This is a genomic window from Nonomuraea sp. 3N208 (assembly GCF_052245935.1).
In the GTDB taxonomy this organism is placed as follows: Bacteria; Actinomycetota; Actinomycetes; order Streptosporangiales; family Streptosporangiaceae; genus Nonomuraea.
The window spans coordinates 344453-356413 of sequence record NZ_JBQQBR010000002.1 but is presented as its reverse complement, the minus strand read 5'-3'; the positions used below and the strand labels follow the sequence as shown (position 1 = coordinate 356413).

14 protein-coding genes and 1 pseudogene are annotated in these 11961 nt (G+C 69.2%); 9 read left to right on the top strand and 6 right to left on the bottom strand.

What is annotated here, in order from left to right; all coding sequences use genetic code 11:
• Positions 1 to 3: 3 nt before the first annotated feature.
• Positions 4 to 534: a PadR family transcriptional regulator gene (locus ACTWPT_RS04030; RefSeq protein ID WP_443175845.1), complete on the bottom strand. Its 531-nt coding sequence runs from the start codon at positions 532 to 534 to the stop codon at positions 4 to 6.
• A 58-nt stretch (positions 535 to 592) separates the two neighbouring features.
• Between ACTWPT_RS04030 and ACTWPT_RS04025 the strand changes: the two genes are divergently transcribed.
• Positions 593 to 1354 (top strand): alpha/beta fold hydrolase, encoded by a 762-nt coding sequence (locus ACTWPT_RS04025; protein WP_443175844.1) that lies wholly within the window; start codon positions 593 to 595, stop codon positions 1352 to 1354.
• Between the two features lie 202 nt (positions 1355 to 1556).
• Here the strand turns inward: ACTWPT_RS04025 and uvrB are convergent, their stop codons facing one another.
• The 3 genes and pseudogenes from uvrB to ACTWPT_RS04010 all read right to left on the bottom strand — a co-directional run.
• Complete coding sequence (gene uvrB, locus ACTWPT_RS04020) at positions 1557 to 3668, bottom strand: excinuclease ABC subunit UvrB (RefSeq protein ID WP_443175843.1); 2112 nt, start codon at positions 3666 to 3668, stop codon at positions 1557 to 1559.
• Positions 3669 to 3706: 38 nt separating this feature from the next.
• Entirely contained in the window at positions 3707 to 3940 is a 234-nt protein-coding gene (locus tag ACTWPT_RS04015; protein ID WP_443175842.1) for a helix-turn-helix transcriptional regulator, read from the bottom strand.
• Positions 3941 to 4019: 79 nt separating this feature from the next.
• Positions 4020 to 4341 (bottom strand): annotated as a pseudogene (locus tag ACTWPT_RS04010) (ATP-binding cassette domain-containing protein); the annotation flags it as partial.
• Between the two features lie 140 nt (positions 4342 to 4481).
• Between ACTWPT_RS04010 and ACTWPT_RS04005 the strand changes: the two are divergent.
• Genes ACTWPT_RS04005 through ACTWPT_RS03990 form a run of 4 tightly spaced genes read left to right on the top strand, consistent with a single transcriptional unit; the run spans position 4482 to position 8390 of the window.
• A complete protein-coding gene (locus tag ACTWPT_RS04005; protein WP_443175841.1) occupies positions 4482 to 6086 on the top strand; it encodes an SPFH domain-containing protein in 1605 nt (534 codons plus the stop codon).
• 1 nt (position 6087) lies between these two features.
• Positions 6088 to 7329: an SPFH domain-containing protein gene (locus ACTWPT_RS04000; protein ID WP_443175840.1), complete on the top strand. Its 1242-nt coding sequence runs from the start codon at positions 6088 to 6090 to the stop codon at positions 7327 to 7329.
• A 9-nt stretch (positions 7330 to 7338) separates the two neighbouring features.
• Positions 7339 to 8112: a sporulation protein gene (locus ACTWPT_RS03995; RefSeq protein ID WP_443175839.1), complete on the top strand. Its 774-nt coding sequence runs from the start codon at positions 7339 to 7341 to the stop codon at positions 8110 to 8112.
• Positions 8112 to 8390 carry a hypothetical protein gene (locus tag ACTWPT_RS03990; RefSeq protein ID WP_443175838.1) on the top strand — a complete coding sequence of 93 codons (279 nt, stop codon included), beginning with the start codon at positions 8112 to 8114 and terminating at the stop codon, positions 8388 to 8390. The genes ACTWPT_RS03995 and ACTWPT_RS03990 overlap by 1 nt, the downstream gene beginning before the upstream one ends.
• Here the strand turns inward: ACTWPT_RS03990 and ACTWPT_RS03985 are convergent.
• Both ACTWPT_RS03985 and ACTWPT_RS03980 read right to left on the bottom strand, forming a co-directional pair.
• Complete coding sequence (locus ACTWPT_RS03985; RefSeq protein WP_443175837.1) at positions 8377 to 8742, bottom strand: hypothetical protein; 366 nt, start codon at positions 8740 to 8742, stop codon at positions 8377 to 8379. The genes ACTWPT_RS03990 and ACTWPT_RS03985 overlap by 14 nt on opposite strands.
• Positions 8685 to 8993 (bottom strand): methyltransferase domain-containing protein, encoded by a 309-nt coding sequence (locus ACTWPT_RS03980; protein WP_443175836.1) that lies wholly within the window; start codon positions 8991 to 8993, stop codon positions 8685 to 8687. The genes ACTWPT_RS03985 and ACTWPT_RS03980 overlap by 58 nt, the downstream gene beginning before the upstream one ends.
• Positions 8994 to 9141: 148 nt before the next feature.
• Between ACTWPT_RS03980 and ACTWPT_RS03975 the strand changes: the two genes are divergently transcribed.
• The 4 genes from ACTWPT_RS03975 (at position 9142) to ACTWPT_RS03960 (ending at position 11958) form a co-directional block, all read left to right on the top strand.
• Positions 9142 to 10185: a hypothetical protein gene (locus tag ACTWPT_RS03975; protein WP_443175835.1), complete on the top strand. Its 1044-nt coding sequence runs from the start codon at positions 9142 to 9144 to the stop codon at positions 10183 to 10185.
• Positions 10182 to 10799 carry a hypothetical protein gene (locus tag ACTWPT_RS03970; RefSeq protein WP_443175834.1) on the top strand — a complete coding sequence of 206 codons (618 nt, stop codon included), beginning with the start codon at positions 10182 to 10184 and terminating at the stop codon, positions 10797 to 10799. The genes ACTWPT_RS03975 and ACTWPT_RS03970 overlap by 4 nt, the downstream gene beginning before the upstream one ends.
• A 10-nt stretch (positions 10800 to 10809) precedes the next feature.
• Complete coding sequence (locus ACTWPT_RS03965) at positions 10810 to 11610, top strand: inositol monophosphatase family protein (protein ID WP_443175833.1); 801 nt, start codon at positions 10810 to 10812, stop codon at positions 11608 to 11610.
• A 105-nt stretch (positions 11611 to 11715) separates the two neighbouring features.
• The gene (locus ACTWPT_RS03960; RefSeq protein WP_443175832.1) at positions 11716 to 11958 is read left to right on the top strand and encodes a hypothetical protein; all 243 of its coding nucleotides are present in this window, start codon (positions 11716 to 11718) and stop codon (positions 11956 to 11958) included.
• The last annotated feature ends 3 nt before the right edge of the window (positions 11959 to 11961 follow it).

Here is an 11961-nt window from a genome sequence, read left to right as displayed (position 1 = left end):
CCGTCAAAGGGAGCCCTCAAGGGACTCGATGGTGGCGCGGAGCCAGGCCAGCTCGGCCTGGCTCGTGGCGTGGGCGATGGTCAGCAGCCCCTGCCGGAACGGATCCCCGAACTCCTCGGCCGCCATCGGCCGGTCCCCGTCGTAGAAGAAGCTGGTCGGCTCTTCCAGGAACGCCAGCCGCCTGCGCAGCACGACCCCCTGCTCCTTGGGCTCGCCCAGATGGCGGAGGAACGCCAGTAACGTGAACCACCGGTTCTCATCGCTGATGTCGAGATCGCCCGGCTCCCGCAGCCGCCGCTCCAGCTCCGCACGGCCCTCGTCCGTCAGGTAGAGCGTGCGCCGTGGCGCGGCCGCGGCGCCTGGCTCATCTTTCCTGATGAGCCATCCGGCCGCGGCCATGCGTTTGATCGCCGGGTAGAGCGTGCCATCGGCCACCGGGCGCACGTGCCCCATCAGAGCCGCCACACGTTTACGCAGGTCGTATCCGTGTAGTGGCCTATCTCTGAGGAACCCGAGTATCGCCAGCTCCAGCATGACGACGATCATACCTCGGGACCGATATATATTGGCCCCGATACATAAGGAGATCGCCATGCACGATGCCATCGTCCACCCCAGCGGCGCTCGCATGCGCTGGGTAGAGCTGCCGGGCGCGGAGCCGGCCCGTGTCTACGTTCACGGCCTCGGCGCCACCTCGGCCCCCTACTACGCGGAGGTCGCCGCCCATCCCCTCCTGGCGCGCCACCGCTCTCTCCTGATCGACCTGCTCGGTTTCGGCATCAGCGACCGGCCGCCGGACTTCGCCTACACACTCGAAGCCCACGCCGACGCCCTGGCCGAAGCGCTGGGCAAGGCAGGGGTCGCGGGTGCGTCCGTGATCGCCCACAGCATGGGCGGGGCGGTGGCCATCGTTCTGGCGGCCCACCACCCCGAGCTGGTCGCCAATCTGATCCTCGTGGACGCCAACCTGGACCCGTACTCCCCGATTCCGGTACGGCCCGGCACCAGCGGCATCGCGAGCTACACGGAGGAGGAGTTCGTCGCAAATGGGTGGCAGGAGGTCCGCGACCGGGTGGGGCCGCATTGGTGGTCCACGATGCGGCTGGCGGACCTGCGCGGCCTGCACCGCACGGCCGTCAGCCTCGCCCAAGGCACAGACCCCACGATGCGTGAGATGCTCAAGGCCCTGACGATCCCCCGCGCCTTCCTGCACCCGGAGGGCGACCCGCCGGAGGCGGCCGACGACCTACGGGCGGCCGGTGTCCAGGTCCTCGGCATTCCCGAGTCCGGCCACAACATCATGCTGGACAACCCTGAGGCCTTCGCCCAGACCCTCAGGACCCTTCTCACCTAGGCCCATGCCGTGCCGACCGCCTCTCCGCCGGCCCGGCCTCGCGCCTATACACCACCGACCGGCGCAGGATCTTCGCGTCCACCACCTGGCCGGTCCACAGTCCCATGACCCGCGAACATTTCGGCCGCGGCAAAGCCTGTCGGCGCGGCCGGAGGCCCCGTCACGTGGTTTCCCTGAGCACGTTCGCCCAGGCCAGGTGCCCTTACTGCACTCCGGCCTCGCGCATGTCCCTGAGCTCGCGCTTGAGCTCCTTGATCTCGTCGCGCAACCGGGCGGCCACCTCGAACTGCAGATCGGCCGCGGACTGGTGCATCTGCTCGGTCAGCGACTCGATCAACGACTCCATCTGCGCCCGCGGCATCTCGCCCGCGATGGTCTTGGCGTGCTGCCCGGCCTGCCGCGACGCGAACCCCGGCATGGGCGCCTTGCCGCGCGACTGCTGACGGCCACCGCCACCGAGCAGCTTGTCGGTGTCGGCGTCCTCGCGCTGCAGCGAGTCCAGGATGTCGGCGATCTTCTTGCGGAGCGGCTGCGGGTCGACGCCGTTGGCCTGGTTGTAGGCGACCTGCTTGGCCCGCCGCCGGTTGGTCTCGTCGATCGCCCGCTCCATCGACGGGGTGACCTTGTCGGCGTACATGTGGACCTGTCCCGACACGTTACGGGCGGCCCGGCCGATGGTCTGGATCAGGGACGTCTCGGAGCGCAGGAAGCCCTCCTTGTCGGCGTCAAGGATCGCCACCAGCGACACCTCGGGCAGGTCGAGGCCCTCGCGCAGCAGGTTGATGCCGACGAGCACGTCGAACTCGCCGGTGCGCAGCTCGCGCAGCAACTCGATGCGGCGCAGCGTGTCGACCTCGCTGTGCAGGTAGCGGACCCGGATGCCGAGCTCCAGGAGGTAGTCGGTGAGGTCTTCGGACATCTTCTTCGTCAGCGTGGTGACCAGCACGCGCTCGTCCCGCTCGGCGCGGTCGCGGATCTCGTGGACCAGGTCGTCGATCTGCCCCTTGGTGGGCTTGACGACGATCTCGGGGTCGACCAGGCCGGTCGGGCGGATGACCTGCTCGACGACCTCGCCCTTGGCCCGCCCCAGCTCGTAAGGTCCCGGCGTGGCCGACAGGTAGACGGTCTGGCCGATGCGCTCCAGGAACTCCTCCCACTTCAGCGGCCGGTTGTCGAGCGCCGACGGGAGCCGGAACCCGTGCTCGACCAGCGTGCGCTTACGGGAGGCGTCGCCTTCGTACATGGCGCCGATCTGCGGCACCGTCTGGTGCGACTCGTCCAGGACCAGCAAGAAGTCCTCGGGGAAGTAGTCGAGCAGCGTGTTGGGCGCGCTGCCGGCCTCACGCCCGTCCATGTGGCGTGAGTAGTTTTCGATGCCGGAGCAGGTGCCGATCTGCCGCATCATCTCGATGTCGTATGTGGTCCGCATCCGCAGCCGCTGCGCCTCCAGCAGCTTGCCCTGCCGCTCCAGCTCCGACAGCCGCTCGGCCAGCTCCGCCTCGATGCCCGCGACCGCGGCCGCCATGCGCGTCTCGCCGGCGACGTAGTGGGAGGCGGGGAAGATGTAGAGCTCCTCGTCCTCGGTGATGACCTCGCCGGTCAGCGGGTGCATGGTCGACAGCTTCTCGATCTCGTCGCCGAACATCTCGATGCGCACGGCGAGCTCTTCGTACTTCGGGATGATCTCGATCGTGTCGCCGCGCACCCGGAACGTGCCCCGGGTGAAGGCGAGGTCGTTGCGCGTGTACTGCATGTCGACCAGGCGGCGCAGCAGCTGGTCGCGGTCGACGTCCATGCCGACGCGCAGCCGGGCCATCCGGTCGACGTATTCCTGCGGCGTGCCCAGGCCGTAGATGCAGGACACGGAGGCGACCACGATCGTGTCCCTGCGGGTGAGCAGCGAGTTGGTGGCCGAGTGGCGCAGCCGCTCGACCTCGTCGTTGATCGAGGAGTCCTTCTCGATGTAGGTGTCGCTCTGCGGGACGTATGCCTCGGGCTGGTAGTAGTCGTAGTAAGAGACGAAATATTCCACCGCGTTGTTGGGCAACATCTCCCGCAGCTCGTTGGCGAACTGCGCGGCGAGCGTCTTGTTGGGCTGCATGATCAGCGCGGGCCGCTGCAGCCGCTCGATCAGCCAGGCGATCGTGGCCGTCTTGCCGGTGCCGGTGGCGCCCAGCAGGACGTTGTCCTTCTCCCCGGCCTTGACGCGGCGCTCCAGCTCGGCGATGGCCGTGGGCTGGTCGCCAGAGGGAGTCATCTCGGTGACGACCTCGAACGGCGCCACCTTCCGCTGCAAATCTGTGACCGGTCGCATGTTGCCACTGTAGGCGGCGCGGCTGACAGAATTCGTTCTCAGGCTGGCCGCTCCCCGATCCGCGGGAACGGGGTGGTGGAGAAGACGACCTCGACGGGCACCTCGAAGTATCCGGCGATCTTCAGCGCCAGGTAAAGACTCGGGCTGTACTCCCCCCGTTCCAGGTAACCGATGGTCTGGTAGTGCACGCCCAGGGCATCGGACAGCTGCCTGCGGGTTACGTTTCGCTCCGCGCGCAGCAGCGCGATGCGGTTGTAGACGGTCTCGCTCATCACCGCGTATCTTCTCAGCCGGCCCGCTGGAGTGCCCGGCGGCGCCGCGCCTCCATCAGCGAGCCCGACTCGCGCCGGGCCATCCTGCGTGGTCGCGCCACGACTGCAGCACCACGCCCAGCCTGGCCCGCCAGCGCTCGTCGCCGCGGACCGGCTCGATGCCCGAGCACCCGCACGTGGCCCGCCGAGGGCGCGCGGAAGCCCTCCAGGATCTCGATCGTCGTGGTCTTGCCCGCGCCCTTCGGCCCGAGCAAGGCGAGCACCTCGCCGGCGCCCACCGTGAAGCCGACACCCTGTAACACCTGCTTCGGGCCGTACGCCATACGCAGGCCGCGGACCTCGATCGCAGCTCCCGTGTTCACGCGGTCGAGGCCTCCTTCAAGCGCTCTCACCGCCTCCATGAGACCTCCAAGTAGTACGTCTACTACAGAGATAGCACACCTACTACGAGACGCAATAGACCTGTGACAGGGCATTGCAAGCGAACAGCAAGTCACACCCGATACGGTCGGATTCGCCTGTAGCGGAAAAGGAAGGTCTAATGTCACGACCCAGAGAGGCACTGATCCAGGCAGGTCAGGGCATAGCCCAAGCGGTCGCCCAAGGGGGTGATGTACGACAGGCGATGGGCCAGGCCGTGGGACAGGTCGTCGACCAGGCGGGGCAACTGGCCGGCCAGGGCCGCGGCTTCGCGCTGAACCCGCACGACTTCGCCGCCGCGCGTGACGGAGGCGCCTCCGTCGGCACGCTCATCGAGGCCAGGACGGCGTCGCTGACCGAGGCCGGGGAGATCGTCAACCGCAGCTTCGCCGAAAACGGCATGCACGTCATCTCGCCGGTGGTGATCCCCAAGGGCAGCACCGCGAAGGTGATCGTGCCGCTGGGCATCCTGGTGGTGCTCGGCCTGATCGGCGCGCTCGGCAACGTCATCCCGAACACCGATCTGATCTTCGGGCCGCACTACTGGGCGGTGCTGGTCCTGGCCGCCGTGTTCCTGTGGTGGCGGCGCAGCGTGGTGATGGTGCCTGAGGGCTGCAAGGCGCTGATCACCCAGTTCGGCAAGCTGGTGCACATCGCGGACCCGGGCCGGGTGACGCTGTTCAACCCGTGGAAGCGGGTCAGCTACATCGTCAACACCACCCGCGAGTACCCGTTCAACGCGCCGATCAGCGAGGCCCCGACCCAGCAGGGCGTCAAGGCCAGCGTGGACCTGTTCCTGCAGTTCAGGATCGAGAACCCGGCGGAGTTCATCTTCGTGCTCGGCTCGGTCAGCGGCTTCCAGTCCAAGCTGCAGAACGCCATCAGCGAGGTCACCCGCTCCCTCATCTACGCCCAGCGGGCCGAGGAGATCTACGACCTCGTGGGCGAGAGCACGCTCGGCATGCTGGAGAGCCTCAACCAGCAGTTCCTGCCCGCCGTCCGGCTCACCGACGTGAACATCACCCACGCCGAGCCGTCCAGCCAGGAATACCGCATGGACCTGGCCGCCCCCGAGATGGTCCGCGTCGCCAAGGAGGCCTACACCTACGAGTACGAGCTCCAGCTGCGCAAGGAGCAGAACGAGGGCGACCTGATCAAGGAGCTGGCCGGGCTTCAGGAGACGCTGAGCGCCATCCAGGCGGAGATCGCCGGCTACCAGGCCCGCATGGACACCGCGCTCGAACGCGCCAGCCACCAGGCCAAGGCGCAGGCCGGGCAGCGCCTGGTCGAGGCGGAGTCCACGGCCAACGCCAACGCCGCGCTCCTTGAGGCGCAGGCGCTGGACATCAGGGCGCTGTCGGCCGCCGAGGCGCCCGAGATCCTCGACTACCGCTTCCAGCAGGACCTGCTGAACAAGCTCGAATCGGTCGCCACCAGGCTGCCCCAGGTGGTGCAGATCGGCGAGCAGACCGACATCGACTTCCTGGCCCTGGCCCAGCAGCTCGTGGGCGGCAAGGGCACGGCGTTGTTCTCGGCCGAGGACATGGCCGCCATCCGCTCCAGGCTCGACGAGATCGCCTCCCGCGTGGCAGGCCGCGAGGCCGAGATCGCCGCCCTGCTCAAGAAGGCCGCCGCCGACGTGACCGTGCCCCAGGACCCGCCGGAGCCGGACGCGGACCTGGCACGCACCGTCGAACGCCTGCTGCCCGGCAAGGGGGAGATCTGATATGACACGCGAGTTCTCGAAGATCAAGGAGTCGCTGGCCTCCTGGGGTGAGATCCGCCAGCTGCTGCGCGGCGGCGAGCAGGGGCAACTCGTGCCCGTCGTGATCCCCAAGGACCGGCGCGGCTTCGCGTGGATGTCACTGGTGTTCCTGGCGCTCTACTTCGCCGGCATGGCGGCGCTGACCGAGCTCACGATGATCGCGGCGCTGGCGGCACTGGCCTTCCTGCTGCTGGCGGGGGTCACCATGTGGCGCAAGGCGATCATCGAGATCGAGGAGGGCACCACCGGCGTACGCAGCCGCTGGGGGGCCATCACCGGCACGCTCCCGCCGGGCCGCCACTACCTGTGGCTGCCGTGGGACCGGGTGGACGCGGTCGTCGACACCTCGACGGAGATCCCGTACTCGGCACCGATCGTGGCCTGCCCGACGGCCGAGAACGTGCCGCTGAAGTCGATCGAGTTCTTCCTGAAGTTCCGCATCGTGGACCCGGTCGCGTTCGTGCGCACCATCGGCGCGGGCAACTTCGACCTGGTGCTGTCCAGCGCGGTGCAGGACGCGATCAGGCAGCGCAGCCGCAGGGTGAACACCGAGCGCGCGTACGACCTGCGCGGCTCCGACGTCGGCGACATGCAGGACGCGCTCAACCGCCAGCTCGGCCGCTACGGCGTGCGCATCACCGGCGCGAACATCCCCGACGTGCAGCTGCCCGACCAGTACCAGCAGCACCTGGCCACCCGCGAGAAGGTCGCCAAGGAGCTGTCGGCGTACGAGCGCGAGTGGGAGTTGACCCGCAAGCGCCGCATCGACACCCTGCTGATGGAGATCGAGCGCTCCAAGAAGACCCGTGACGCCCGCGTCGTCGAGGTCAAGGCCGCCCACAACAACGCGCGCAAGAATGTGGCGCGCATGCTGGAGGAGCAGGAGACCGAGGCGCAGCGGGTGACGTGGGAGATCGAGGCGCGGGGCAGGGCCGACCTGACCTCCGCCGAGAACGAGGCCAAGGCGCTGCGCCGGCTGGCCGAGTCATACCGGGACAACCGGGCCGTGCTGCAGTACGAGCTGGCCCGCAAGCGCCTCGACGTGGGCGCCAAACTGGCGGAGAACGCACCCCAGGCGCTGGTCGTACGCACCCAGCAGGGGCAGTCGGACTCCGCGCTCTCCACCCTCCTCCTGGCCCAGTTGCTCCCCCGCATCTCGGGCACGGGAACAGGTCAAGTGAACGGCCACACACCTTCCGCATAGGAGAACCCCATGGTGTTCCGCAAGTTGATGGCCGCGTTCGGCGCGGGCGTCGAGGTTGACACGGTGTTGACCAACACGGGCGTGCGCCCCGGCGAGCCGCTGCGCGGCGTCGTGCACTTCCGCGGCGGCAACTCCGAATACAAGGTCGAGGGCATTTACATCGACCTGACCGCGGTGGTCGAGATCGAGTCGGGCGACAACGAGTACAAGACGACATACAGCTTCCTGCGCCAGCAGGTCGCGGGGACGTTCCAGCTCGCCAAGGGCGCACAGCACCAGCAGACCTTCGAGATCATGATGCCGTGGGAGACGCCGATCAGCGCGATCGCCGGGCACCCGCTGCACGGGATGAAGCTGGGCGTGCAGACGGAGCTGGCGCTGGCGGGCGCGCTCGACAAGGGCGACCTCGACCCGCTGTTCGTCAGCCCGCTGCCGGCTCAGGAGAACGTCATCGGCGCGCTCGACCGGCTGGGCTTCCAGTTCAAGAAGGCCGACCTGGAACGCGGCACGCTGTACGGCTCGACGATGCCGTTCTTCCAGGAGATCGAGTACTACGCCGGCGGGCAGTGGCGGCGGTACTTCAACGAGCTGGAGCTGACGTTCATCGCCGGGCCGCGGCAGATGGACGTCATCCTGGAGGCCGACAAGCGGGGCGGCTTCCTGACCTCCAGCCACGACGCCTACAACCGTTTCACGGTCCGCTACGACGACCCGCCGAACTCGGCCGACGCGACCCTGCAGCGGGGTCTGGAGCAGATGGCCCGCCATCGCGGATGGTTCTGATGGGCTTGTTCTCCCGCCGCAAGCGGGAGGAGCCGCCCGTCGTCACCTCCCTGTCACCCGAGGCAGCGGCCGTGGTCCAGGAGATCCGTCAGGCAGTGGTGGAGGCCTGGGACCGGTTGCGCGAGCTGCCGGGCGAGCTGTCCCAGGTCGCCACGCGGGCGCGGCAGGTCCTGGCCGAGGCCCGCAAGCTGGGCCGGGTCCACGGTGAGGAGGGGACGATCCTGCGGCGGATGACCGAGAAGCTGGAGCGGCTGACGGTCGTGCTCACACCGGCGTGACGGCCAGCAGGTGGCCGCTGACGCCCAGGAGGGACGGCTCGGACTCCAGGCGGCGGGCGGCGTCGAGCAGCAGCTCGCGCCGCTCGTCGTCGTCCAGCCACGCGTCGATGTCGCCATAGAGCCAGAACGCGCCCTCCAGGCCATAGCGGCGTGGCTCGGGCAGGCCGGCGTCGGCGAACTCGGCCATGATCTCGTCGGGGTCGTGGAGGTAACCGCGGAACCCGGCCGCCCGGGGCGAGATCATCACACCTGTCTCCATCGCGTGGTACTCGGCCGCCCGCTGCTCCTCGCGCGTCAAATACCCGTGGTAGACGCTGTCGTGGAGGGCGGCGTACCGGCTGATGAACGCCACCGCGACCAGCCCACCCGGACGGACGGCGCGGCGGGGTCGATCAGCTCGACCTCGTACCCATCCGCCGCCAGCCATTCCGCGTGCACGCCCGCGCCACCGCCCACGTCCAGCACCCGGGCGGGCGCCGGCGGGAGGGTGCGGCGCAGCACGTCACGCGTGCGCAGGAACTCCAGCCGGTTGCGGCCGTGCCGCAGCCTGGTCAGCTCGCCACCGCGCTCGTAATAGCCGAGGACGTCAGTATCCAAGATCATGTCCAGGAATCCTATCGAGCGGCCCTCATCCGGCTCGAGGCAATATTCCCCGGCACCTTTCGCCACGTGATCGTTCTCTGGTGGTCCGATGGCATGGTCGTTACCATGACCTCGGGAACTGACTGATCGTCGAACGACGGGGCGAGCGATGGCACGGTTCATGGCGGCGATGAAGCGGGTCGCCCCATGGGCGGCGCGGAACGCCGACGGCGCCATCGCGCTCGGCCTGGCCATCGTGGTCGGCGTGCTCGGCATCATGCCGGACGACATCTTCGGCCCGAAGGGCGAGGAGGTCCAGCGCCAGCTCGTGACCGCCGCGACCCTGGTCATCCTCGCGCTGGTGGCCACCGCGCTGCTGCGCGACCGCGCCCGCCAGGCCCCCGTCGAGAAGACGATCACCTCGGGCGTGCTGGCCGAGCTGCCGGTGCGGCTGGCCCGCCTGGAGCAGATCGAGACGCTGGTCCACAGCACCCGCCGGGCCCTGGACACGCTGCAGCTGGTACGGGTGCTGGGCAGCAGGCAGGAGATCGCCCAGTCGCACGCCGAGTCGCGCAAGGACACCGCCAGATGGAGCTTCAAGGGCGGCACCGGCACCTACATGCGCGCGGTCACCCTCCCCGAGTGCGTGGCCGCGGCCCGCAGGGACAAGCGCCATCTCACGATCAGGATCGAGGTGATCGACCCGTCCGACGCCGAGGTGTGCGAGACGTACGCCCACTACCGCCGCTCGCTGTCCGACGTGCCCGACGGCACCGGCGAGACGTGGACGACCGACCGGGTCAGGAAGGAGTCGTACGCGACGGTCCTGGCCGCTTTCTGGCACCGCCAGCGCTACGGCCTGCTCGACATCGCGGTGGGCCTGTCGCGGACGATGACGACGTTCCGCTGGGACCTGTCGACCACCCGCCTGATCATGACGGTCGAGGACCCGAACATGGCGATGACGGCGCTGGCGGGCACGTTCTACTACGAGAACTGCGACACCGAGCTGCGGCTCAGCTTCGAGCAGGCGCGGCGGGTGCCCTTGGAGATGTACAAGAAGGCGCCGCTGAGCGACGAGCCCACCATCGAGGAGGTGCAGGAGCTGTTCGAGCGCATCGGGATGCCCCTGCCCAAGTCCTACAACGGCCATGACGTCGTGGACATCGCCCGCAAGGCGCTGCGGGCCGTGGATCCGTACGGTGCCCCATGAGCTACCAGGGAGTCCACGAGCTGTTACATGAAGGGGACGCAAGGTCCTGGGCCCTGGAGACGCTGTCGAGGGCTGACCTGACGGCCGTGCGCCACCCGCTCGGGTTCGTCTGCCTGCCGCTGGAGCGGGACGCAGGCGAGGGGGTATGCCTGCACCTGTGGTCCGACTCGCTCGCACACGCCGAGAGCACCACCTCGCAGATCCACTGCCACAGCTGGGACCTGGTGAGTCACGTGCTCTACGGCCAGGTGCGCAACGTGCACGCGGTGGTCACCGACGCCGGCGCGGAGGCCACCCACCGGGTGTTCGAGGTCGTCAGCGGGGCCGACGGCGACCGCATCGCACCGACCGGCCGCACCGTGCGGCACGCGACCGGCCTGGTGGAGGTGTTCGGGCCCGGCGACACCTACACGCTGCCGTCCGGCCGCTTCCACAGCAGCGTCGTCCCTGAGGGCGGCGAGGCGGCCACGATCGCGCTGGGGCGCGGCCGGCCCGGCAGCCGCGACCTGTCCCTCGGCCCGCTGGCCGCGGGCCCGCACCATGTGTCCAGGCAGCCGCTGGACGCCGCCGAGACGGCCCTGGCCGTACAACTGATCACCGCGCACCTGACCTGAGAGGTACCCGATGGACCTGGACCACGCTCGCACGGTCGCCGTCGAAGCCGCCGAGGCCGCTGGGGCGCTGCTCCTGGAGGGCACACGGGGCGCGATCGGGGTGCGTGCCAAGGGCGAGGCGGGCGACGTGGTCACCGATCTCGACCTGGCCTCGGAGAAGCTGCTGCTGGAGCGCATCCTGACCGCCTATCCCGCGCACTCGGTGATCGCCGAGGAGTCGGGGCTGGTCGGCGCGGCGGGCGGCGAATGGACGTGGCTGGTCGATCCGCTGGACGGCACCAACAACGTGGCGATCGGGCTGTCCGCGTTCGTGGTGGGGGTGGGGCTGTGCCGGGACGGGCTGCCGGTGCTGGGCGTGGTGCACGATCCTGTCTCCGCCCAGACGTGGTCGGCCGTCAGGGGGCGCGGCGCGCACTCGTCCGAAGGGGTGCGCCTGGCGCCGCCGTACGCGCCGCGGCCGCACGGGCCGCTGCTGGCCTGGACCCAGGGGCACGGAGTGAGCAGAGGTGACGCGACCGTACGCGCGCTGAAGCAGGCTCTGGAGCTCAACGCGCGCAGGGTGCTGCAGCTATGGGCGCCGCTGCTGGCGTGGGCGATGCTGGCGCGCGGCGACATCGACGGCATCGTCGGCTACCGGGCCGAGTTGGTGGACCTGCCGGCGGGCGCGCTGCTCGCCCAGGAGGCCGGCATCGAGATCAGGACATTGGACGGCGGCCCGTTCGAGGCGTGCATCGACACCACCGCCGAGCAGCGCAGTTTCGTCGCCGCACACCCGCGTGCCATCCCCGGGCTCCTCGCACTCGTCCAGTGAGGAAAAGTACGCGAATGAAGTGTGTCGAATGTCGATGAGTTCCGCCGCCGTTCGACGTCTATTTAGAGGAAGCCGGACAACGGCACTTCGCTAGAGGAGCCCGACATGATGACCACGACCGAGCTGGCGCAGGTGCTCTTCACGACCACCCTGCAGCCGTCCGACGAGCTGTCCCCCTGCCAGATCCGCGAGGCCGTGGACGAGCGGCTGTGCGCGTGCGGCGGCGACCCCGCGTGGTGCACCGCGTACGTGGCGCAGGAGGCCGGCGACCACCCCGAGACGTACGTGGTGCGGATGCGCTGGGCGCTGAACGCCGTCGCCGGCGCCTACGCCCTGGCCGCCGCGTGAAGC

What these genes read in the sequence shown, in the direction of transcription:
- ACTWPT_RS03990 (WP_443175838.1), top strand. Translation starts at nt 8,112, where the DNA reads ATGGGCTTGTTCTCCCGCCGCAAGCGGGAGGAGCCGCCCGTCGTCACC.
- ACTWPT_RS04030 (WP_443175845.1), bottom strand. Translation starts at nt 534, where the DNA reads ATGCTGGAGCTGGCGATACTCGGGTTCCTCAGAGATAGGCCACTACAC.
- ACTWPT_RS03965 (WP_443175833.1), top strand. Translation starts at nt 10,810, where the DNA reads ATGGACCTGGACCACGCTCGCACGGTCGCCGTCGAAGCCGCCGAGGCC.
- ACTWPT_RS03975 (WP_443175835.1), top strand. Translation starts at nt 9,142, where the DNA reads ATGGCACGGTTCATGGCGGCGATGAAGCGGGTCGCCCCATGGGCGGCG.
- uvrB (WP_443175843.1), bottom strand. Translation starts at nt 3,668, where the DNA reads ATGCGACCGGTCACAGATTTGCAGCGGAAGGTGGCGCCGTTCGAGGTC.
- ACTWPT_RS03980 (WP_443175836.1), bottom strand. Translation starts at nt 8,993, where the DNA reads ATGATCTTGGATACTGACGTCCTCGGCTATTACGAGCGCGGTGGCGAG.
- ACTWPT_RS04005 (WP_443175841.1), top strand. Translation starts at nt 4,482, where the DNA reads ATGTCACGACCCAGAGAGGCACTGATCCAGGCAGGTCAGGGCATAGCC.
- ACTWPT_RS03970 (WP_443175834.1), top strand. Translation starts at nt 10,182, where the DNA reads ATGAGCTACCAGGGAGTCCACGAGCTGTTACATGAAGGGGACGCAAGG.
- ACTWPT_RS04015 (WP_443175842.1), bottom strand. Translation starts at nt 3,940, where the DNA reads ATGAGCGAGACCGTCTACAACCGCATCGCGCTGCTGCGCGCGGAGCGA.
- ACTWPT_RS03960 (WP_443175832.1), top strand. Translation starts at nt 11,716, where the DNA reads ATGATGACCACGACCGAGCTGGCGCAGGTGCTCTTCACGACCACCCTG.
- ACTWPT_RS04000 (WP_443175840.1), top strand. Translation starts at nt 6,088, where the DNA reads ATGACACGCGAGTTCTCGAAGATCAAGGAGTCGCTGGCCTCCTGGGGT.
- ACTWPT_RS04025 (WP_443175844.1), top strand. Translation starts at nt 593, where the DNA reads ATGCACGATGCCATCGTCCACCCCAGCGGCGCTCGCATGCGCTGGGTA.
- ACTWPT_RS03995 (WP_443175839.1), top strand. Translation starts at nt 7,339, where the DNA reads ATGGTGTTCCGCAAGTTGATGGCCGCGTTCGGCGCGGGCGTCGAGGTT.